The organism is Geobacillus kaustophilus (assembly GCF_000948285.1).
GTDB classification, from domain to species: Bacteria; Bacillota; Bacilli; order Bacillales; family Anoxybacillaceae; genus Geobacillus; species Geobacillus thermoleovorans_A.
Map to the genome: position 1 here is coordinate 2,639,883 of NZ_JYBP01000003.1, position 20,587 is coordinate 2,660,469.

The 20,587-nt window shown below is 52.4% G+C and carries 20 protein-coding genes and 3 pseudogenes; 7 read left to right on the forward strand and 16 right to left on the reverse strand.

Annotated features, from left to right (window positions below; all coding sequences use genetic code 11):
- Positions 1-106: 106 nt before the first annotated feature.
- The 3 genes from LG52_RS13700 to LG52_RS13710 all read right to left on the reverse strand — a co-directional run bounded on the left by LG52_RS13700 (position 107) and on the right by LG52_RS13710 (position 3,697).
- Positions 107-670 (reverse strand): hypothetical protein, encoded by a 564-nt coding sequence (locus tag LG52_RS13700; RefSeq protein WP_156133457.1) that lies wholly within the window; start codon positions 668-670, stop codon positions 107-109.
- A gap of 197 nt (positions 671-867) precedes the next feature.
- A complete protein-coding gene (locus LG52_RS13705) occupies positions 868-1,239 on the reverse strand; it encodes a DnaJ family domain-containing protein (protein WP_044732352.1) in 372 nt (123 codons plus the stop codon).
- A gap of 1 nt (position 1,240) precedes the next feature.
- On the reverse strand, positions 1,241-3,697 hold the full coding sequence (locus LG52_RS13710) for a putative bifunctional diguanylate cyclase/phosphodiesterase (RefSeq protein WP_044732353.1): 2,457 nt from the start codon (positions 3,695-3,697) through the stop codon (positions 1,241-1,243).
- Positions 3,698-4,041: 344 nt separating this feature from the next.
- Between LG52_RS13710 and LG52_RS13715 the strand changes: the two genes are divergently transcribed.
- Both LG52_RS13715 and mreBH read left to right on the forward strand, forming a co-directional pair.
- Complete coding sequence (locus LG52_RS13715; protein WP_044732354.1) at positions 4,042-4,494, forward strand: C40 family peptidase; 453 nt, start codon at positions 4,042-4,044, stop codon at positions 4,492-4,494.
- Between the two features lie 331 nt (positions 4,495-4,825).
- The gene (gene mreBH / locus LG52_RS13720) at positions 4,826-5,833 is read left to right on the forward strand and encodes a rod-share determining protein MreBH (protein ID WP_044732355.1); all 1,008 of its coding nucleotides are present in this window, start codon (positions 4,826-4,828) and stop codon (positions 5,831-5,833) included.
- Positions 5,834-5,983: 150 nt separating this feature from the next.
- Here the strand turns inward: mreBH and LG52_RS13725 are convergent.
- Together LG52_RS13725 and LG52_RS13730 are read right to left on the reverse strand one after the other, a co-directional pair.
- Positions 5,984-6,373 (reverse strand): annotated as a pseudogene (locus LG52_RS13725) ((Fe-S)-binding protein); the annotation flags it as partial.
- A 130-nt stretch (positions 6,374-6,503) separates the two neighbouring features.
- Positions 6,504-8,177, reverse strand: coding sequence for an L-lactate permease (locus tag LG52_RS13730; protein ID WP_044732357.1), 1,674 nt, complete (start codon positions 8,175-8,177; stop codon positions 6,504-6,506).
- 313 nt (positions 8,178-8,490) lie between these two features.
- Here LG52_RS13730 and LG52_RS13735 point away from each other — a divergent pair, with 313 nt between their 5' ends.
- From LG52_RS13735 to LG52_RS13750, 4 genes are all read left to right on the forward strand, one after another.
- Positions 8,491-9,216, forward strand: a complete 726-nt coding sequence (locus tag LG52_RS13735; protein WP_044732358.1) for a FadR/GntR family transcriptional regulator — start codon at positions 8,491-8,493, stop codon at positions 9,214-9,216.
- 109 nt (positions 9,217-9,325) lie between these two features.
- Positions 9,326-10,045, forward strand: coding sequence for a (Fe-S)-binding protein (locus tag LG52_RS13740; protein WP_044732359.1), 720 nt, complete (start codon positions 9,326-9,328; stop codon positions 10,043-10,045).
- Positions 10,046-10,060: 15 nt separating this feature from the next.
- A complete protein-coding gene (locus LG52_RS13745; protein WP_044732360.1) occupies positions 10,061-11,491 on the forward strand; it encodes a LutB/LldF family L-lactate oxidation iron-sulfur protein in 1,431 nt (476 codons plus the stop codon).
- The gene (locus LG52_RS13750; protein WP_044732361.1) at positions 11,488-12,210 is read left to right on the forward strand and encodes a LutC/YkgG family protein; all 723 of its coding nucleotides are present in this window, start codon (positions 11,488-11,490) and stop codon (positions 12,208-12,210) included. Before LG52_RS13745 ends, LG52_RS13750 begins: the two co-directional genes overlap by 4 nt.
- Before the next feature lie 93 nt (positions 12,211-12,303).
- Here LG52_RS13750 and LG52_RS19875 read toward each other — a convergent pair.
- The 9 genes and pseudogenes from LG52_RS19875 to LG52_RS13780 all read right to left on the reverse strand — a co-directional run.
- Positions 12,304-12,567: pseudogene (locus LG52_RS19875) on the reverse strand (NAD(P)-dependent oxidoreductase); the annotation flags it as partial.
- A gap of 23 nt (positions 12,568-12,590) precedes the next feature.
- Positions 12,591-12,926: a hypothetical protein gene (locus LG52_RS13755; protein ID WP_044732362.1), complete on the reverse strand. Its 336-nt coding sequence runs from the start codon at positions 12,924-12,926 to the stop codon at positions 12,591-12,593.
- Positions 12,927-13,067: 141 nt separating this feature from the next.
- On the reverse strand, positions 13,068-13,607 hold the full coding sequence (locus LG52_RS20330) for an IS630 family transposase (RefSeq protein ID WP_044731106.1): 540 nt from the start codon (positions 13,605-13,607) through the stop codon (positions 13,068-13,070).
- The gene (locus LG52_RS20335) at positions 13,604-14,134 is read right to left on the reverse strand and encodes an IS630 family transposase (RefSeq protein ID WP_044731501.1); all 531 of its coding nucleotides are present in this window, start codon (positions 14,132-14,134) and stop codon (positions 13,604-13,606) included. The genes LG52_RS20330 and LG52_RS20335 overlap by 4 nt, the downstream gene beginning before the upstream one ends.
- Positions 14,135-14,215: 81 nt before the next feature.
- Positions 14,216-14,593 carry an amidase domain-containing protein gene (locus LG52_RS20625; RefSeq protein WP_231584470.1) on the reverse strand — a complete coding sequence of 126 codons (378 nt, stop codon included), beginning with the start codon at positions 14,591-14,593 and terminating at the stop codon, positions 14,216-14,218.
- 53 nt (positions 14,594-14,646) lie between these two features.
- Positions 14,647-15,369, reverse strand: a pseudogene (locus tag LG52_RS20930) (cytosolic protein); the annotation flags it as partial.
- A gap of 624 nt (positions 15,370-15,993) precedes the next feature.
- Positions 15,994-16,158: a response regulator transcription factor gene (locus LG52_RS20635; RefSeq protein ID WP_331436753.1), complete on the reverse strand. Its 165-nt coding sequence runs from the start codon at positions 16,156-16,158 to the stop codon at positions 15,994-15,996.
- Positions 16,159-16,315: 157 nt separating this feature from the next.
- Positions 16,316-17,248, reverse strand: a complete 933-nt coding sequence (locus LG52_RS13775) for a D-2-hydroxyacid dehydrogenase (protein ID WP_044732363.1) — start codon at positions 17,246-17,248, stop codon at positions 16,316-16,318.
- Between the two features lie 23 nt (positions 17,249-17,271).
- Positions 17,272-17,958, reverse strand: a complete 687-nt coding sequence (locus tag LG52_RS13780) for a TerC family protein (protein WP_044732364.1) — start codon at positions 17,956-17,958, stop codon at positions 17,272-17,274.
- A 259-nt stretch (positions 17,959-18,217) separates the two neighbouring features.
- On the opposite strand from LG52_RS13780, the gene LG52_RS19885 reads away from it, so the two are divergent.
- Positions 18,218-18,355 carry a hypothetical protein gene (locus tag LG52_RS19885; protein WP_156133453.1) on the forward strand — a complete coding sequence of 46 codons (138 nt, stop codon included), beginning with the start codon at positions 18,218-18,220 and terminating at the stop codon, positions 18,353-18,355.
- Between the two features lie 37 nt (positions 18,356-18,392).
- Here LG52_RS19885 and hutH read toward each other — a convergent pair whose 3' ends face one another.
- Positions 18,393-19,907 (reverse strand): histidine ammonia-lyase, encoded by a 1,515-nt coding sequence (gene hutH / locus LG52_RS13785; protein WP_044732365.1) that lies wholly within the window; start codon positions 19,905-19,907, stop codon positions 18,393-18,395.
- A gap of 116 nt (positions 19,908-20,023) precedes the next feature.
- Positions 20,024-20,470, reverse strand: a complete 447-nt coding sequence (gene hutP, locus LG52_RS13790) for a hut operon transcriptional regulator HutP (RefSeq protein WP_044732366.1) — start codon at positions 20,468-20,470, stop codon at positions 20,024-20,026.
- Positions 20,471-20,587: the final 117 nt, after the last annotated feature.

Sequence of the window (20,587 nt, forward strand, 5' to 3'; positions counted from 1 at the left end):
GGAATCGTGGATCAAACACATGGCCTTCCGCTCGGCGCGACGGGGGCGATGTTGAGATAAAAAAGAAGCCGTGCGTCACACGGCTTTTTTTCATTATATCATCCTATCATCCTTCTTTGACTTCCTGAAGCCATTTTGCTAACCGCTCGTTCTCCTTTTTCATATGATCGAGCCATTGCGGCAACAGTTTGGCCATCTCTTCCTTGTCGTTATTCTCCATCGCCTGTCTTATTTGTTCATGAAGCATATGGAGCCGCTGTTTTTCTTCTTTCGTCATCCAGCGTTTCTTTTTATGCAACTGTTTCAGCTCTTGCTTGAACTGTTCTTTCGTGATTTTTTTGTCAGCAAGCTGGTCGATGAGTCGATCAAGCGCCGCTTCACGCTCTTTTTTCATCTTTTGGCACTTTTCTTTGATGGCCTGTTTCACTTTCTCATCGTTCAACTGCTGACGCAACGCTTTCCGCTCGTCGAGCACTTTTTTCCATTCATCTACCTGTTCAGGCGTATAGGTTTGAACCATCTCCATCCACTTTTGCTCATCCAGCCCGTCGTGCTCCCACATATGGCCGACCGGCCAATGAACATCAACGGCTTCATGATGACCGGCAGCCACCCATGACGGTATCGCCAGCACGAGTGAGGCAAAAAAGGCAATCCACACTTTTCCCACCATGTTCACTCCTCTTCTTTTCCTTTCGCCCACGGCCCACCCACGACTAGACAGCTGGGATCCATCATCGCTTTTGCTCTTCTTCGCACCGCCTCCTTTCTAACCATTTACTCCTCCCCTATTTTCCCCATTTTTTGGCCATTTTTGCATAAAAAATGGGAAGATTGGCTTTTCAGCGAATCTCCCCTTCTTGGCATTCAGCGGAATTTTTCCTCAATGCGCCGCCCGTAGTCGCGCAGCGCCTTCGAATTCGTCTGCCCCCGCTTTTTCATCAATTCGGCCAAACGAAGCTGTTTTTCCGTCCGCTTTTTCTCCAGCTCCCGTTGTTCCTCATCATCCTCGCAGCAGCGAAGCAAGTCCTCGAGCGTCAAAAGCTCTTTGCGCAACTCCGCTTCCTCCCTTACATAGCCGGCGTTTTTCAGCAGCAAATACCCGAGCCGCAGCTCCTCTGGAATGCGGGAAAGGTCTTCAATCTCAAGCGGTTTGCCGAAGCCGGGCAAGCTGTCGAACTCGCCGTTTTTCATCGCCTCGCGAATTTTCTCCTCGGCGATGCGCCAAAATCCGTCCATGTTACGTCAGCTCCTGCGCCTGCCGCCTCACGCGCTGCTCGTTTAAGAACCGGACGAGCTCGTCATACGGAAGCGGCGGGGAAAAATAATAGCCTTGCGCCTCGTCGCACCGTTTTCCTTGCAAATAAGCCGCTTCGGTCTCCGTTTCGACCCCTTCAGCCAGCACCTTTACACCTATATTATGCCCGAGTCGGATGATCGCCGGCAAGATGACATCTTTTTTTCCTTGAATATGCTGGACGAACGAACGGTCGATTTTCAGCCGGTCGATCGGCAAATCGATCAAGTAGCTGAGCGAGCTGTAGCCGGTGCCGAAATCGTCCATGCTGATCGTTACGCCAAGCGCCTTCAGCTTCGATAAACTATCGAGCGCACGCTCAGTATCCATGGTCATCCGCTCCGTAATTTCCAGATCTAAATGGTGCGGCGGCAGCCCGGCGTCGGCGAGCAGACGGGCGAGCTTGTCGACAAATCGGCGACTTTCAAATTCATACGGCGACAAGTTAACAGAAACGGATAAGTTAGGAAAGCGGTCAAGCAGCTGTTTCGTCTGCTCACAGGCGGTGCGGATCACCCATTCGTTGATCGGAATGATCATGCCGGTCTGTTCGGCAACCGGGATAAACAATGACGGCGAAACCATCCCTTTTTCCGGATGGCGCCAGCGAATCAACGCCTCCATGCCGATCACTTGCCGGTCGTGAAGCCGAATTTGCGGCTGATAGTACAATTCAAACTCCCCACTTTCAAGCGCACGCCGCAAGTCGCGCTCCATGGCCATCTTTTCATGAAGCCGGATCGCCATCGGTTCGGTGAAAAAAAGAAAATCGCTTGCCGCTTTTTTTCGCACCTCGTAGCGGGCAATATCGGCCTTGCGGATCAACGTTTTTGCATCCTCCCCATCTTTTGGGTAGACGCTGATGCCGACGTTCACGGTCACATACAATTCCATCCCGTTGACCACAATCGGTTCGTCCGCCGCCTCAATGAGCTGTTTCGCCATTTCTTCAGCCTTTTGATGCGTGCTGTTTGGCACCAATGCGATAAACTCATTCCCGCTCCAACGCCCGATGATCATCCCTTGCTTTTCTTTCCATTTTTGCGCCAAATGGAGCAGCACTTCGTCCCCGACGGCGTAGCCGTAAAAATCGTTGATCGTCTTTATTCCGCTCACTTCCAAAAACATGACTGCCGCTTCATGGCGCTGTTGTTTCGCCGCGGCAAGGCAACGCTCCACCGCTTTATACATCGCCTCTTTGTTTGGCAATCCGGTCAGTTCGTCATGGTTGGCGATATAGCGCATCCGCTCTTCGTTTTGCTTTTGTTCCGTCAAATCGCGGACGGCGGCTACCGTCACTTTTTCCCCTTCGTAATCGTAGCGGCGCCGGACGACTTCTGCTGGAAATACGATGCCGTCTTTTCGGCGCAGCTCGATTTCAAAGCGCTCTGGCTCCTCGTGCAGACGATTCAATTTCATTGATCCGTCAACGACTAACTCCCCGATCGGCAAATGAATCAGCTCGCTTTCTGAATAACCGAGCAGGCGGCACGCTGCTTCATTGACCTCAATGACTTTCCCGTGCGCATAGACGATCAGGCCTTCCGTTGTCATTTCCGCCAATCGCCGAAGCCGATGCTCGTTGGCTGCGAGCGTTTTTTTATAGACAGCCAACGCCTTCCGCTCCATTTGTTGATGCAAAGCAAGCAAATAGACAGCCGCCGTCGCTAAAAACATGGCCACCATCGCCCACATCGCCTTTTGACGCCCGCGTTGCAAATATTGTTCATACGTCTTGGCGTCAAAATCGATGCCGACAACCGCATCCACCGTCCCGTCCGGTTGCCGGACCGGCATAAACGCGCTGATGCTTCTTCCCCATTCATCCGTTGTCGGATGCCGTTCCATCGCAAACCGGCCGTGGAACGCTTCTTCGATTTCCGGAAAATGATGGCGATAAACCTCCCCAGCCGGAACTACTTGTTCCTTTTCGCCGTCGATGCGGCCGTTCCGATTATAGTCCGTCGCTGGCGCTGCCACGAAATATAGTTCACCGCGCTCATTCTTTTTTAATGTATACACGCTCAGCGCGCGGCCGTAGCGCTGCCAACGTTCCAGCACCTCCATCACCATACGATACTCGGGCAGACGTTCCGCATTTTCATCGAGCCGCTCGTGCCCCATGGCGTCCAAATCGCCGGCGATCATGCCAGCGATTTGCTTTGCGGCTTCCTCATATTCGCGATGCGCTTGTTTTTCAGCATAATGGATATAGATCATCCCTGCCCCTAAAAAAAGCAGGGAAACGGTGGCAAACACAACAGTCAGTCTCGGCGCCGCCAGCCATGGGATGCCCCCCCAATGCCGTTTTGCCATCCAATGGCTGTATACATAGACACCGCCGACCGTCAAAAAAAAGCCAAAAATATACAAGATATATTCAAGTTGATTCGACATCATCCATCACCATCATCGATTCTTCGACGCTTTGTTTTCATTATAAGACGACCGTTCTTCGCGCTGCCTCCCTCCACCGTTCCTATTTGTTCGACAGCTTACGACATTCATCTGTCGGTCATAGGACTCGGGTATGGGACACAGTTTCCACGCTTACGGCCATAAAGCTAGAGCGGCCGAAACGAAAATATCTATCTATTGGTATAAGCCTTTAGGACGAGGTGCTATATTTGTAACGGCGCTGTAACATTATTTAATCCAACTGTAAAAAACAAGTCTAGTTTCCTCTGCTATACTCTAGTTGTGAGACGTCGAATCGGAAAAGATTTTGTCGGGGGTTAGGGGAAATGAAAAAGTGGTGTTCTCTCCTGTTCGTATCCATGATCATTCTATTTTCCTCTTTCTTTGTAAGCACTTCCAATTCAGATGCAGCCGCCAACAAAGCACGACTCATCATCGAAGCGAAAAAGCTGGTCGGTACTCCTTACCGATATGGCGGCACGACACCAAAAGGATTTGACTGCTCAGGATTTGTCTACTATACCCATAAAAAAGTTGGCGTCACCTTGCCTCGCACCTCGCGAGAAATGTACAAAAAAGGTACATACGTACATAAGTCCGAATTACAGCCGGGGGATTTAGTGTTTTTTGACACTTCCAAGAGCACAAAAGGCGTCTCCCATGTTGCGATTTACATTGGCAACAACCAAGTCATCCATGCGGTGTCCCGCGGCGTGAAGATCGACAACTTAAACAGCAGCTACTGGAAAACGAAATATGTCGGGGCTAAGCGTCTGTAATGGCTCATCAAGAAAGCTCTCTGTCATATTAAGTCCGCTTAATAGACAGGGAGTTTTTATTATGCAAAAAAAGCGGCCCTCCGCAACCGGAGAGCCCAAGGCTATATTTCATAGGGGATCGGGGGAATACTTGGAAAACGTTACGTTATTATTCATTTCCTCCCTTTTCGTTTTTTATACATGAAAACAAAAATTTTTTATGGTCATCAGCAAACAACAGCCGCTCCCTCTCGTTTCGACAATGCGGACATAAAACCACCACCCTTGTCGAATGTTATAGATGATGATTGGTTGTCCGTTCATCGATTTTTGACAAAGGCAGGTGTTTCCGTTGTTCGCTTCCTCACAGCTGGGCGTCGATTTAGGGACGATGAATGTCAGGCTGTTCAGCCAGACGAAAGGGCTCCTTTTTGACGAGCCGGCAGCAGTCGCCTATAACCGCCAGGCGGACAAGCTGATGGAGGTCGGCCAAAAGGCAAAACAAATGATCGGCAAAACTCCGCCCCATGTTGAAGTGACGTACCCGCTTCGAAACGGCGTGATCGCTGATTTTGACCGCGCCAAGGCGCTGTTGCAGCAAATCTTCAAACAGTCCGGCAAACAGGTCGGCCTCGCTTTCAAAAAACTAGATGTCGTCATGAGCGTCCCGTTCCACGCCAACTCTGTCGAGCGCCGCTCTTTTTACGAAATCACCAAACACTGTGGAGCGAAGCATATTCATTTTATTGAGGAACCTGTCGCAGCCGCCATCGGCGCGGACTTGCCGGTCGGCGAGCCGGTCGCGAATGTTGTCGTCCATATGGGAGCCGGCAAAACGGAAGCGGCGATCATCTCGTTTGGCGGCGTCGTGGCCTGCCGATCGCTTCGCATCGGCGGCAACCGGCTTGACGAAGATATTAGGCAATACGTCCGCCAGCGCTACAATATGTTAATTGGCGAACAGACAGCTGAGCACGTCAAAATCGAAATCGGCAGCGCTCCGGGAACTGTCGTGGAACAGTCAGTAACGATCCATGGCCGCGATTTTGTCACCGGCTTCCTCAAAGCTGTTTCCTTGAACCCAACTGAAGTGCAAACCGCCATCAAAGAATCGCTTTGGCAAATCGCCGAAGCCATTCGCGCTGTTCTTGAAGAGTGTCCGGCTGAACTGAGTGGTGACATTATCGACCGCGGCATTGTGCTCACTGGAGGCGGTGCCTTGCTGCATGGCATCGAGCAATGGCTGAGCACGGAACTGCATGTGCCGGTGCATGTCGCCCCGAACCCAGCTGAAGCGGTCGCCATCGGCACCGGGAGGGCGCTGCGGGCGATGCCGAAGCGGCTCGATGAGGCTTTATAGCTTTTGTTTCCAACTTCTTGGATCAATTGAATAAGCGAAAAGCACAATCGCCCCACAACACCCCAAGGCGACGCTTCCCTCCCCCGCACCGCAGGGAGGTGAAGTGTTTGCCAAACGGGTAGCACTTGTCCATCAGCCGCCACGCTGCCACTATGACAGTTGCCGGATCCGTTCTTCTCTTCGCCCTGCCTGCACTCCTTCAGTTGCTTCAAGCATTAAGTCTACAAGATGAACGGCATGGACACTTTCTGACAGTCCAGCGCGCTCGATGCCAAGCTTCATTTGCAACAGGCAGCCGGGGGTGGCGGTGACAATCGTCGTTGCATTCGTTTGTTTCGCCATTTCCATCTTATAGTCCAAAATTTGCATCAACATCTCCGGCTCGATGAGATTGTAAATCCCGGCTGAACCGCAGCAGCGGTCGGCATCTTTCATTTCACGAAAATCGACCCCTTCGATCGCCCGCAGCAGCCGGCGCGGGGCTGCCGCTGTTTTCATCACATTGCACAAATGGCATGAGTCTTGGTAGGTGATCGTTTGCGTCTTGGCCTCATTTGGAATCAATCGTCTCACCCTTCCTGAAATTGTTTGCCTTCGCGCAGAGCGGAAAAGGGGCCGGGCTTGGCGCTTTATTTCCACCCGCACCAAGCCTCGTCCCCCTTTGTGGCCGTTATGGAATCATCCACGACAATACCGTCGATTGCAAGTACACGAGAATGCCAATCAAGATGATTAAGAACACGCTATGTTTGACCGTAAAGCGGAACAAGTCGGATTCTTTGCCGGTCAAACCGACGGCCGCACAGGCGACGGCGATCGATTGCGGCGAAATCATTTTCCCGACAACGCCGCCGGATGAGTTGGCTGCCAGCGCCAGCACCGGATCCATGCCAATCGATGTTGCCGTCACTTTTTGCAGGTTGCCGAACAACAAGTTCGACGACGTGTCGGAACCGGTGATAAACACGCCGAGCCAGCCTAAAATCGGCGAGAAGAACGGGAACAACGGGCCTGTTTTGGCCAATGCCATCCCAAGCGTCGTGCTCATGCCTGACGAGTTGGCGATATAGGCAAAGCCGACAACCGAAGCGATCGTGATGATCGGGAATTTCAATTCGTTAAGCGTTTCCACAAACGTGCGCGCCCACTCTTTCCACGAGATGCCGATGATGAACTTTGTGACGACCGCCGCCAGCAAAATCGCCGTCCCAGCTGCGCCGAGCAGCTCAAGCTTATACACCGCAGCAATCGGCTGGCCGCTTGGGTTCAAAATTTGGTTGTTGAGCCCCGGCACAGGCGGCATAAACGTCAAGTGGACGCCGATAGCGTTGACCAACTTCAACAAGCCGTTTGTCCCTTCATAATGGCCGGTGAGCGCCGCCTTCACTTGCGGGATGCCCCACAGCGAGATCAAAGCCGTCAGCACAAGAAACGGCGACCAAGCGCGGAATACTTCCCCGCCGCGTTGCGTCGCGCGAGCAACTTGACCAGCAGCCGCCACTTCCGACTCCGTCGCAAAGCGGAACGTGCTTTTCGGCTTCCAATATTTCAAAAAGACAGCCAACGCGACGATCGAAACGAGCGAAGACAAAATGTCCGGCAGTTCCGGTCCTAAAAAGTTCGAAGTCAAATATTGCGTCACCGCGAATGAAACACCGGAAACGATAATGGCTGGCAACACTTCCACCGTCTTTTTCCACCCGGCCATAATGAGCACGAGATAGAACGGGATGAACACCGATAAAAACGGCAGCTGCCGCCCGACCATTTTTGAGATTTCCATCGCCGGTACGCCAGTCGGTCCTTCCATCGAGATGATGGGAATCCCGACCGCCCCGAACGCCACCGGCGCTGTGTTGGCGATCAAGCAAATGCCCGCGGCATACAGGGGATTAAACCCCAACCCGGCAAGAAGCGCCGCTGAAATCGCCACCGGCGCGCCAAACCCAGCCGCTCCTTCCAAAAAGGCGCCAAACGAAAAGGCAATCAGCAACGCCTGCAGCCGGCGGTCTTCGGTGAGCGAGACGACCGAGTTGCGAATAATGTCAAAATGGCCTGTTTTCACCGTCAGCTTGTATAAAAAGACAGAGGTGATGATGATCCAGCCGATCGGCAACAATCCGTACACCGCGCCTTGTGTCACTGACATAACCGCTTTTCCAGCCGGCATTCTGTAAGCGATTACAGCCAGCACAACAGCAAGCAATAACGTCGTCAACCCAGCGATGTGCCCTTTCATCCGCTTGACAGCCAGCGCCCAAAAGAAATACAAAATCGGAATGAGTGCAACAATGGCCGATAACGAAAGCTGGTCGGCGATGGGCGTAAAGTCCTGCTTCCACATGCGGTTTTCTCCTCCCCTTTATGCCTGACTTAGCGGCGTTTGCAAATGATCGCCCGCTCATCTTTGCGCTTCACTCTTCCAGTCATCAGATGACCGGATAAGAAACGCCGCCTGTATCACATTATAAAAGCGTTTTCTGCCAAATACAATAGGTATTTTTAATTTTTCAAACTTTCCGTTTATTGATCTCCTTTTTCAAATCAACAAAAAAGCGCTTGTCTCCCCTAGTTGGCTGTATCATAATTAACAGTGCGGGCACATCCATCCCCTAAAACCGGGAATCTACTTTTATTCGAGTGTCGAGGTGGAACCATTGGCGTTTAAACGAATTAAAACGAAAAAAATTTATGAAGAAGTGGCCGAAGCGATTTTTGATATGATCAAAAACGGCGAACTGAAACCCGGTGACAAACTTGATTCCGTCCAGCAGCTCGCTGAGCAATTTCAAGTTGGGCGCGCCGCCATTCGCGAGGCGCTCACTGCCTTGAAAGCAATGGGGTTGATCGAACTGCGGCAAGGCGAAGGGACGTACGTGCGTGAGTTCGATCCGACGATGATGACGTTTCCGTTATCAATGGCTGTCTTAATGAACAAAGAAGATATTTGGCATTTGCTTGAAGTGCGCAAGCTGCTTGAGGCGGGCGCCGCCTCGCTTGCCGCCTCCAAGCGGACAGAGCGCGACCTTGAGGCGATGGCGAAGGCGCTCAAACAAATGAAGGAAGGCATCGGCAGCGGTGAGCTCGGCGAAAAAGCTGATTTAGCCTTTCATATGGCCATCGCTGCGGCGTCGCAAAATCCGATGCTCACAAGCATCATGAACAGCGTTTCCGGCATGATCGTTGAAACAATGCGGGAAACGCGCCGCATTTGGCTGTTTTCCAAACAGACAACGACTGAAAAGCTGCTCGCCGAGCACCAAGCGATCTTCGAAGCCATTCGCGAACAAAATCCAGATGCCGCCCGGGCGCGCATGCTTGAACATTTGACCAATGTCGAAAACGTGTTGCGTCGCTACGTTCGCACTCAGCAGCCAAACTGAGTGCGTTTTTTTGCAAAAAAAGCTACGAATCTGAAAAAAATTGTTTATAATAGACATATAGTCATCAGATGACCCGCTCATCCATCTTGGAAAGCAGGAGGGAAACGGAATGAAAGTGTCATTGTTCGTCACTTGCCTCATCGACCTTTTTTACACAAACGCCGGCAAGGCGACCGTCGAACTGCTCGAACGGCTCGGCTGCGAGATTGATTTTCCGGAGGCGCAAACGTGCTGCGGACAGCCAGCGTATAACAGCGGTTATGTCAAAGAGGCGAAAGAGGCAATGAAACAGATGATGCGCGCGTTCGCCCACGCCGATTACGTTGTCACCCCATCCGGCTCGTGCGCGGCGATGCTGAAAGAGTATCCGCATATTTTCCACGGCGACCCGGAATGGGAAGACGAAGCGAACCGGCTGGCGGCAAAAACGTACGAACTGACGCAATTTCTCGTTGACGTGCTCAAAGTCGAGGATGTCGGCGCCTCGCTCCACGGGCGGGCGACATACCATACATCCTGTCATATGACAAGGCTTCTTGGCGTCAAAGACGCACCGCTCCGCCTATTGGAACATGTCAAAGGGCTCGAGCTCGTTCCGCTGCCTAACGCCCATCAATGCTGCGGGTTTGGCGGCACATTTTCCGTCAAAATGGGGCCGATTTCCGAACAAATGGTTGACGAAAAAATCGCGCATATCGAGGAGACCGAAGCCGATTACTTGATTGGGGCCGACTGCGGCTGTTTGATGAACATCGGCGGACGCATCGAACGGCTCGGCAAGCCGATCCGCGTCATGCATATCGCTGAAGTGTTGAACGCACGCAACTAAAAGGGGGAAGCGAACATGCCGATGAAAATCGAAAACGGGTCGTTTTGGAAACGGGTCGAAGAAAATTTAAACAACGACTTTATGCGCAGGGCGGTCGCCGGCATGCAAGACCGCGGCTATGTGCGGCGGCTTGGCGTCATCGAAGAGCTCGGCCATTGGGAAGAGTGGCGCTCGCTTGCCGAACAAATCCGAAAACATACGCTGGAAAACTTGGACTATTATTTAATGCAGCTCAGTGAAAACGTTGCCAAACGGGGCGGACACGTTTTTTTCGCTCAGACAGCTGAAGAAGCGAACGACTATATCCGCCGCGTCGCTTTGGAAAAGCAAGCGAAAAAAATCGTCAAATCGAAATCGATGGTGACAGAAGAAATCAACTTAAACCGAGTGCTTGAGGCCATCGGCTGCCAAGTGGTCGAAACGGACCTTGGCGAATACATTTTGCAAATCGATGACCATGACCCGCCATCGCATATCGTCGGCCCGGCGCTGCATAAAAACAAAGAGCAAATTCGCGACGTCTTCCGCCGCAAGCTCGGCTATACGAAATCGTCCGATCCAGTTGAGCTTGCGCGCCACGCCCGCCAGATGCTGCGGCGCGACTATTTGACAGCCGACATCGGCATTACCGGCTGCAACTTCGCCATCGCCGAATCGGGCTCGATTACGCTCGTTACGAACGAAGGCAACGCCGACTTGGTGACAGCGCTGCCGAAAACGCAAATTACCGTCATGGGGATGGAACGGATCGTCCCGACGTTTGAGGAGATGGAAGTGCTTGTGAGCATGCTGACGCGCAGCGCCGTCGGACAAAAATTGACAAGCTACATTACGGTCCTCACCGGCCCACGCGACGAAGGCGACGCTGACGGTCCGGAAGAATTCCATCTCGTCATCGTGGACAACGGGCGCTCATCGATTTTAGGCACCGAGTTGCAGCCGGTGCTGCAATGCATCCGCTGCGCCGCCTGTGTCAACGTCTGCCCAGTATATCGCCATATCGGCGGCCATTCGTATGGCTCGATTTACTCCGGCCCGATCGGTGCCGTGTTGTCGCCTCTGTTGGGCGGCTATGACGATTACAAAGAGCTCCCGTACGCATCCTCACTTTGCGCCGCCTGTACGGAAGCGTGCCCGGTGAAAATCCCGCTTCACGAGCTGTTGATTAAACATCGCCAAATCATCGTTGAGCGCGAAGGAAAAGCGCCGGTCGCAGAAAAATTGGCGATGAAGGCGTTTCGTCTCGGAACAGCCTCGCCATCGTTATACCGCTTTGGCACAAAACTCGCTCCAGGCGCCTTCGCTCCGTTCGTTGAGGACGGGCGCATCACGAAAGGCCCCGGCCCGCTCAAAGCGTGGACGGAAAGCCGCGAGTTTCCGGCGCCAAGCAAAGAGCGGTTCCGCGACTGGTTCCGCGACCGCCAAAAAGGAGGAACCCCGTCATGACCCGTGGCACCATTTATAACCGCGATGCGTTTTTAGAGAACATCGCCCAGCGTCTCGGAAGAAGCCCCCGCCTATCCGGGGTTTCCCGACCGCAATGGAGCTATCAGCCGCAATGGACGGTATTTGCCGGGCGCAGCCAAGAGGACCTATTGAAAGTGCTGCAAAAACAATGCGAATTGATCCATACCGATTACATCGAGACGACAAGCGCCGAACTCGCCGGCGCGCTGAAGCGGCAAGTCGCCGCCTATGGAGGCGGCCCGATCATCGTGCCGGATGATCCACGCTTTGCCGAATATGGACTGTCCGCCTTGCTTCGCGACAAATGGCCCGCGGAACAAACGACCGTCCATATTTGGAATCCGATGCTTGGCCGAAAAAACATTGACGCCGCCGAGCAGGCGAACGTCGGCATCGCTTTTAGCGACATCACCCTCGCCGAATCGGGGACGGTCGTATTGATTTCCCGCAATGAACAAGGTCGGGCCATTCACTTTTTGCCGAAAACGTATATCGCCATCGTGCCGAAAAGCACGGTCGTGCCGCGCATGACGCAAGCGGCGGCTTACATTCACGAGCAAATCGAAAAAGGCGCCCTGGTCCCGTCATGCATCAACTTCATCACCGGCCCAAGCAACTCAGCCGACATTGAAATGAACTTGGTCGTCGGCGTCCACGGGCCAATGAAAGCGGCGTACATCATCGTCACCGATCGGTGAACATGAGAAGACGGTGTCCATCATGGCAAGGGCACCGTCTCCTTTTTTCCTCAAAAAAAGCCCTGAAAGCGAATGTTCAGTAAACACTTTTGATCAATATCCCCGGCTGACATCGACCGCATTTTCAAGAGGTTCCCCCGTTTCGATGCAGCGGAGCGTGTCTAACATGCTGCGGGCGGCGTCCTCTGTCGACGTAAGCGCCGCGATATGCGGGGTGATGATGATGTTCGGATGAACCTATAGCGGCGAGTGCGGCGGGAGCGGCTCTTCTTCGAACACATCGAGCACCGCCAGGCGAACGTTGCGGTTTTCGAGCGCGCCGACAAGCGCCGTCTCCTCGACCGTTGCCCGTCCACCTGTCATGGTTTCACTATTCTTTATCAATTCGGTTGGAACGGGCTTAAGGATACTTTGGTGCGATTTTTCACATCTGTAATGACAAGCAAAATCTTACGTCCCTTCTTTTCATAAACGAAGGCTGATCCCCACCTGTCAACTTGAATCCATTGTCTTTTTTCAAGTTCATTAAGATAATAGTCGGCAACTTCCTCTGCAGACGCAGATAAAACGACAAACTCCACCCTATCGTCCACCGAATGAATTTGACTCGCTTTTGGATGCAACGGGATATCTTGATACCCTGGGACAGTCTGTTGCCGACATCCTGAAAATAAAATAGATACAAGGATCAAAACCAACGGGATGCCAATGCGCACTTCATCCCCCTCCGTCCCCATGGAATAAATAATATCCTAGCTCCAGAATCATCCCGATGACGGATAGTTAGTTACTAGGTCACCCATGCGCCATCGCAATCTTTGATTATATAAATGCACCTTGAAAAGTTAACTTTTCGATTACGCGGAACACCCCAAGCGCCGCAACACTTCCTCCGGGCGTTCCTGAATGTAATGAGCAAATCGTTGAACCGCTTGCACGATCTCGTGGCGGTCTTTGTGAAAGGCGTTGGCGATCATCGTATCCTTCAGCCATTTCCACAAACGCTCGATCGGGTTGAGCTGCGGCGAGTAGGGAGGCAGATACAGGAAATGAAAACATTGTCCTTCTTCTCGCAAAAAGTCCTTCACCATTCGAGCGTGATGAATCCGGGCATTGTCCAAGACGAGCGCAATGATCCGGTTGGGATGCCGCTCTTTGAGCAGGCGCAAGAAATCCAAGAACGTCGCAGCGTTGGCGGCTTCTGTTTGGTGAAGCACGATGTCCCCATCGTGGACGTTCACCGCGCCAAATACCGAAACATGGGCATGATGGCCGAATGTCGGCACACGTTTTTGACGACCGACCTCGGACCAAGTGGATCGCAAGACATGATAAGAGCGGATATGCGTTTCATCGATGTACAGAAGAACGGCATCTTCTGTCTCCTTGGTGATCAAGTTTTTTTTATCAAATCCATTTGCTTTTCAAATTGCTTTTGCTCATCCGGATTCCCTTTCGCCAGCGTGTACGTAGGGCGAGTCCATGACAGACCTTGACGGTGCAGGAGTTTTCGCAGCGCTTCACGGGAAAGGCAAACACCAAAGTGCTTTTCGACATAGGATTGCAGGAGTTTGGTGTTCCAGGCCGAAGCGACGTCCCAGCCCAGTTCCGCGGGAGTGGTGGTCAACACAAGCTGTTTGATCTCTTCCTGCTGTTCTTCGGTGAGAAACGGCTCCCGTCCAGGGGCGAAATCCCGATGAAGCAAGAGCTCCAGACCGCCTTCATTGAACAGCGACACATAATGGGAAACGGTTTGTCGGCACACGTTGACCATGGAGGCCGCCTCTTTGCCCAAATAACCTTCCATGACCAAACGAACCGCCATCACCCGTTGGCGAAGAAGCGCGTTTTTGATTTTCCGTTCCTGTTTGCGAAGCGTCCGTGGCGTCCATCCGTGATCATGGGTGATGTTGAGACGTTTCATGAATGATCCCGCTCCTTTTCCATAGGTTTCCTTAGGAACAGGATAACCGGAGTGTGCATCGGTTATACGAAGGTTAACTTTTTAATGAGCATGTATATAGTTAATCCAATAGAAATCTGTCACATGGAGGAAACGTGTCGTTTTGGTCCCCAAATCCCAATAGCGATGATACGTATCATTGGTATGGTAGTTGACATACGGCTGGCCGTTCTTGATCTCAACGACAATCGCGCTGTGATCCAAGATGCCATCACCGTCAAAATCGTAATATATGCTGTCACCTAACTGCAGATCAGTTGCCTTGGCAACGTACGTGCCACGGTGCTCATCCGTCTCGTTATTCCGGCAAAGATGATACGCTTGATCGTGGGCCACGGACCAGCTGTAAGTCCATGCGTCATCCCCGGTCCCTGAAGTTCCTTTGGTATTGTACCACCAAACATACGCGCTTCCACCCAAGCTTGCCGAGCGAAGCCTCCTTCGTAGAACGACTGAGAAACGAAATTAGCGCAGTCATTCGAAAAGGATCGGTACTTTGGGTTACGCCCATTCCACCATCGATTAGCATAGTTGACAGCCCCTTGCCGCGAGTAATAGGTGTAAAAACCCTGAGTTACAACATCGCCTCCAGCGATTGAGGTAGGCAGAGTCTCTGAGCCCGATGCCCCAACCTTCCGCCCGTTTTCCTGTCCTCTTTTAGAATACGTATCTTGGTAGTTCATCCCAACAATCAGCCAATCTCCATCACGTTTGATCAATGTAGCCGAATAAGGAATGTTGGCCTCTTTGGTGATCACAGATTCATTCGATCCCGGAAACACGGACTCATACTCAACAGAAACTAGGGCCCGGACCTTAGCCATTTTACCGTTGATCTCAACACTTTCGAAAACAGGGTGAATCTCCACATTTGAATATCGAAACCCAGCACGAGAAGCGGGTTCCAAGTAATGTCTTCTTACGTAAGCGCGCTCCCGGCTTTCCTCTTGTTCGGAAACGCTCGGATCATAAAACTGTTTCACGTTCACCTGTGGATCAATAATTAACTGCCATCGAGCCTCTAAAGCATGGGCAACCGTCTGTTGCACAGCAGCAAGATCACTGTCGCTTGAAGGGCTTGCCACTAAGCTGGAAGCTCCAGCCGAGCTACCTCCTGAAATGAACAGACTCGTTAGTCCTCCTACGAACACAATCAGTGAAATGACCAATCGTTTCAAGTGTAATGGGTGAAACATAACATTCACTCTCCCCTGCTACACCATTTTCCATCACCATATCAACACCAAGTCAGTTTATGAAAAAGACATCTCGAAGTCATCCTAATTTATCGATCACCCCCTTCTTTCAATGACAACTGTATATTAGTCAGATAAATGACAATGGTCACTTTAAACCTGTTGGAGTTCCTGGTTAAGAAGTTGAGTTCCATGGTCGTTTCGGAGTCGCAAAAGGGATGTAGAAACAAGTTGTGTTGTCAGCAGATCATGGCAATCGATTGATATAAGAAAGTTGAGCTCAAATCGCAATGTAAACTCGAGATTAACTAACGTTCAGCGCTTAGGACGGACAGAATGACCGAAGAAATCGAAACTCTCCAGGTTGTAGGGACAACTATTGCAAACGCAAGTCATTTCCCTTGTTTTTCGTCTTACCTACTTTTCAATCCATGGCTTCTTTAATATTATAACAAATTTGAATTCATCAAATCATACGTATTTTCCGCAATCATTCAGTGTTTCCTTCATCTGAAATTATATCTCCATCCCCCTTTTCTTTTCACCGCCAACATCACGTCGGAACCCCGCCATTTTTTGGCGGAATACCGACACGAGATGGCGGACTTCGAAAAGAAAACGCCCTCACCGATCCGATGAAGGCGTTCGCAACACATGAAGCTCTGGAATGAGCCCTAATTGTTTGGCTTTTTCCACGGCTTCTATTCGTGAAGATACGTGTAGCTTGTTGAAAATACGCGATAGGTGTTTTTCTACACTTCGCTGGCTTATATGATGTTTTTTGGCAATGCCTTTATTACTTACATAAACCGCTGTCGATTTCCATTAATATTTCTTGCTCGAGCTCACTCAGCACAACATGTTCTTCTGCAATTTTGGCCTTTACTTCGCAACGATGCAATAGAAAAAAGGCGTCCCTTTGTGTTTTTGAGACACCCTTTTTCCTTCAATATCGCCGGCTGACATCGACCGCATTGTGAAGCGGTTCGCCGGCTTCGATGCAGCGGAGCGTATCTAAAATGCTGCGGGCGGCGTCCTCTGTCGACGTAAGCGCCGCGATATGCGGGGTGATGATGATGTTCGGATGAACCCATAGCGGCGAGTGCGGCGGGAGCGGCTCTTCTTCGAACACATCGAGCACCGCCAGGCGAACGTTGCGGTTTTCGAGCGCGCCGACAAGCGCCGTCTCCTCGACCGTCGCGCCGCGGCCGACATTAATAAAACCTGCATTATGCAAACAGGAAAAAAACTGCTCATCAAAGAGATGATACGTTTCCTCGGTAAGCGGAAGGGCAGCGATCACCCAATCGGCGCAAGCAAGCGCTTCCCTAGCCTCTCCATGGCGGTAAACAGCCGAAAATGGCGGCGTTTCTCGGCCGCTATGCGATACGCCGATCGGCGAAACGCCGAACAGACGAAGCGTTTCCGCGATGCGCCGGCCGATCTTACCCGTTCCATAAATGACAATCCGCTGTTCGCCAAGCCGTTTCGGGGCGATCGGCTTCCACTGCCGCTGTTCTTGATACCATGCATAGACATCATGGCACTGAGCGTCGCGCAGCAAATAGCTCAAACAATATTCACTGATCTGCTCGCCAAACGAGCCGATCGTCCGCGTCAGCAGCACGTCCTTCTTCCATTCCCGTTTCCACAAAAATGCGTCAACGCCCGCGCCGAGGGAATGCACCCAACGAAGCGACGCAAGCGAAAACGGCCCGGCCGGGCGGAAGCCGACGTACGCATCCGCCCAAGCGAAATCAGCCTCCTTCAATTCTTCTTCAGCGACAAAGCGAAACTCTTTATCGGGCCGCTTGTCCGGAAGAAGGGCGGCAAGCTCGGCATAAAGCCTTCCCGTCACGAGAATGCGTTGGATGTTCATGGCATCACACCGCCTCCAGCCGCTCAAATAAGCGTCCCTTCTTCACGCTCGGCCTTTTTATTCGTGATATAGCCGGCAGACACGACAAAGATCGTCACACCGGCGGCAACGGCATAGACGAACGGACCATGTGACAAGTGAAGCCAATGCAGCACCCCTTCATCCCCCGCCATCATCTTCCCGGCCGTCCACGCCAAAATGCTCGAACCAACGTACGCAATCCAACGATGGTTCTCCATGATGTGGACGATCGCTTTCGAACCGAAAATCATGATCGGGATGCTGATGGCCACTCCAAGCGCAAGCATGCCGAGATGCCCCTCCGCCGCACCAGCGACGGCGACGACATTGTCCAAGCTCATGACCGCATCGGCGATCATAATCGTCATAATCGCCTTCAACAACCGGTCTGCCGATCTTACGTTTGCTTCCTCTTCCCGCTCAACGAGCACTTTATAGGCGATCCATACAAGCAGCAAACCGCCCGCAAAGTGAATAAACGGGATTTGGAGCAAAAAGACGATGACAATCGCAAACAAAATGCGCAGCAGCACCGCCCCCGCCGTTCCCCAAACGATCGCTTTGTTCCGCTGGTCTTTCGGCAGCCGCCGCGTCGCCATCGCAATGACAACCGCATTATCCCCCGACAAAATAATGTCAATCGCAATAATCTTCCATAACGCCAACAGCGCCGCGGCCGAAATCGTCAACAGAAGCCACCCTTTCCCCTTTTTTCTCTCTTTCTCATCTTACCGCAAATCCGCAAGGAGAACAACTTTGAGAGACTGGTGAAAAATGACTGATTTCGCCGAATCCATTCCTTTCAGTTGACAAAGAGGTACTGATTTTACAAGGTTTCTCAGCCTGGGAAAGGGCCGTTTTTCACGACTTTTTCACTACATCATCAACTTTCTCGGACAGATCACAAATGCCCTCGGCCTAACCAGAAAGAAATGAGGCGGAAAACCGATGACACCGATCAAACTTTGCAGAAAAAATGAAGGAAGCAAGCCACATTCGCTGATGGCTGCATCCCCGATCTCCAGCGGAACGAGGCGGCAGATCAAGGTCTATATAACCACCATTTTTTCAAATACCTATCCTTGAACGCTCTCCCACTACGCCCACCATGCTTTGCCCTTCTCTAAGCTTTCGTTTCATCACAGAGGGAGCGATGTTTTGCCCTTTCTCTCAACCAAACTGCCATCGCTTCAATGTCATCGGAAAAGATGCGGTCCGCCACAATAGGGGGAACGATGCGGCGCGCCTCATGGTACCACTGCCTTGTCGCCGGAGCCATCCTCTCAACACCGCGCGCTTCAACAGCCTGCAAAGCGCAAATGAGCTCAATCGCCAGCACTTTTCTTGCGTTTTGCACGATCATGTACGCATGGCGGGCGGCGATCGTTCCCATGCTGACGTGATCTTCTTGGTTGGCCGATGACGGGATCGAATCGACGCTGGCTGGGTGAGCGAGCGTCTTGTTTTCCGATACAAGCGAAGCGGCCACATACTGCATGATCATCGCTCCAGACTGCAAGCCAGGCTTGGGGCTTAAAAACGGCGGCAACCCTTCATTGAGCTGCGGATTGACGAGCCGTTCGATGCGGCGCTCGCTGATGTTGGCCAGTTCCGCCACGGCGATTTTCAACAAATCCATGGCGATCGCCGCCGGCTGGCCATGGAAGTTGCCGCCAGAGAGCACCGCCCCGTCATCAAAAATGAGCGGATTGTCGGTCGCCGCATTCATTTCGATTTCCAACGTTTCTTTTACATAGCGAAGCGCCCTGAGCGACGCCCCGTGCACTTGCGGAATGCAGCGGATGGAGTAGGCGTCTTGCACGCGCCGCTCCCCTTGCCTTGTTGTGAGTTGGCTGCCATCTAGGTAGCGGCGTATCCGTTCCGCCACCTCCGCCTGCTCCTGAAACCCGCGGACTGCGTGGATGCGGGCGTCAAACGCGTCCACAATGCCATAAAGCGCCTCAAGCGTCAGCGCTGCGATCCATTCGCTGTCATAAGCAAGCTGCCCCGCCTCCAAGCAAGCAAGCGCCCCAACGGCCGTCATCGCCTGCGTGCCATTAATGAGCGCCAACCCTTCTTTCGCTTGAAGGGAAAGTGGTGAAATTCCCGCTTGTGAAAGCGCTTGGGCGGCAGGCATGCGCTGCCCTTGATACATCACCTCTCCTTCTCCAACAAGCGCCAGCGCCAAGTGGGCGAGCGGAGCTAAATCGCCGCTCGCGCCGAGGGAGCCTTGCTGCGGCACGATCGGATGGATGCCGGTGTTCAAAAACGTGAGCAGCTGCTCAATGACCGCTGGACGCACGCCGGAATACCCTTTCAACAACGCATTCGCCCGCAAAAGAAGCATCGCCCGCACGACATCTTCGGCAAATGGCTCGCCGACAGCACAGGCGTGCGAGCGGAGAAGATTGATTTGCAGCTGCTCAAGATCGCTTCCGCCAATGCGCACATCGGCGAGTTTGCCAAGGCCCGTATTCACGCCATAGATCGTCCGTCCATTGGAGATCGCTTGCTCCACTGCCGCGCGGCTTTTCTCGACAGCCCTCATGCTTTCCTCCGCAGCCGCCACCCGCTCCCGCTCATAGACAACACGTCTTACCTCATCGATCGTCAATGTATGTCCGGTCAAAACAACCATCATTCCATCCCCTTTCATTTGCTTTTCCAATCAAGCGCCTGGGCAAATAAAAAAGGAGGCAGCCTGCCATATGGCAGCGTTCGCCTCCTCATAACTTATTGCTCTAGGCATTGCTCCTATATATGATTGATTCCGAGCCCAACCGCCTCATGCTCAAGACCTCTCACGGGAGCGCCGATCGTCCCGTACAAGGCGACAGCGACCCATTCCCCCTCGTTCGGCTGCTCATACGGCATACCGCGCACGACAGCGAAACGAAGGCCAGCAGTTCTCAACAAATCTCCCAGCTCTACCTGCCCCCTCGTCACGCCATGCACCGCCTCTAAAATCGCATGGTATAAGGCGTGCATGTCGCGATACAAGCCGCCGTCCACCACCCCATGCCGCTTTGCCGCCGTCTCAATCGCCGCGACGATTTTTTGCGGCTCCATCGCCCCGACCCGCCCTTGACAATAGCGCCATGAAAGCGCCTCAAGCTGGCTCAAGACCGGGCCTTCCTCCCCCTCGTCCAGCATCGCCAGCAGCAATGCCTGCCGGCCGATGCGCGCTTGTCTTGTTTCCATGGCTTCTGTACACCTATTAGTCTTTTTTTCTATTGTATGATGACAATGAGAGCGATGTCAATTATCAATTTCCATTTTTTAGTACATTAAAACATTAACAGGATGAACGATCGCCCT

Coding starts and splice junctions, on each gene's coding strand:
- LG52_RS13710 (WP_044732353.1), bottom strand. CDS start 3,697: ATGATGTCGAATCAACTTGAATATATCTTGTATATTTTTGGCTTTTTT.
- LG52_RS13750 (WP_044732361.1), top strand. CDS start 11,488: ATGACCCGTGGCACCATTTATAACCGCGATGCGTTTTTAGAGAACATC.
- hutH (WP_044732365.1), bottom strand. CDS start 19,907: ATGGTTGTTTTGACCGGACATACATTGACGATCGATGAGGTAAGACGT.
- hutP (WP_044732366.1), bottom strand. CDS start 20,470: ATGGAAACAAGACAAGCGCGCATCGGCCGGCAGGCATTGCTGCTGGCG.
- LG52_RS13745 (WP_044732360.1), top strand. CDS start 10,061: ATGCCGATGAAAATCGAAAACGGGTCGTTTTGGAAACGGGTCGAAGAA.
- LG52_RS19885 (WP_156133453.1), top strand. CDS start 18,218: ATGACACCGATCAAACTTTGCAGAAAAAATGAAGGAAGCAAGCCACAT.
- LG52_RS13715 (WP_044732354.1), top strand. CDS start 4,042: ATGAAAAAGTGGTGTTCTCTCCTGTTCGTATCCATGATCATTCTATTT.
- LG52_RS13730 (WP_044732357.1), bottom strand. CDS start 8,177: ATGTGGAAGCAGGACTTTACGCCCATCGCCGACCAGCTTTCGTTATCG.
- LG52_RS13775 (WP_044732363.1), bottom strand. CDS start 17,248: ATGAACATCCAACGCATTCTCGTGACGGGAAGGCTTTATGCCGAGCTT.
- LG52_RS13740 (WP_044732359.1), top strand. CDS start 9,326: ATGAAAGTGTCATTGTTCGTCACTTGCCTCATCGACCTTTTTTACACA.
- LG52_RS13705 (WP_044732352.1), bottom strand. CDS start 1,239: ATGGACGGATTTTGGCGCATCGCCGAGGAGAAAATTCGCGAGGCGATG.
- LG52_RS20335 (WP_044731501.1), bottom strand. CDS start 14,134: ATGAAACGTCTCAACATCACCCATGATCACGGATGGACGCCACGGACG.